The 254-nt window shown below is 74.0% G+C and carries 1 protein-coding gene; it reads left to right on the forward strand.

Annotated features, from left to right (window positions below; translation table 11 throughout):
- Positions 1 to 254: hypothetical protein (locus SB822_RS58990; RefSeq protein ID WP_410859362.1), on the forward strand; the 254-nt coding region annotated here is incomplete at both ends.

Here is a 254-nt window from a genome sequence, read left to right on the forward strand (position 1 = left end):
GTGCACGACATCGCCGGTGGCCGGCAGGTGGTGCTCGGCCGTGGCTGGAACGGCACGTTGTGGCTGGCGCGCTGGCAGGACGAGCGCACGCTCATCGGCGAAGGCCAGCGCGGCGTGCGCGGCGCTTTCCTGCGCCTGGACGCGGCGACGGGCGAGGGCAGGGAGGTGGCCCGCCCGCAGATTCCGTTCCAGTCCTTCACCACCGCGCGCAATGGCCGCAGCGCCTACCTGGGCATCCGCGACGACCAGCCGGC

The sequence above is a fragment of the Paraburkholderia sp. SIMBA_054 genome, from assembly GCF_046534875.1.
Lineage (GTDB): Bacteria > Pseudomonadota > Gammaproteobacteria > Burkholderiales > Burkholderiaceae > Paraburkholderia > Paraburkholderia hospita.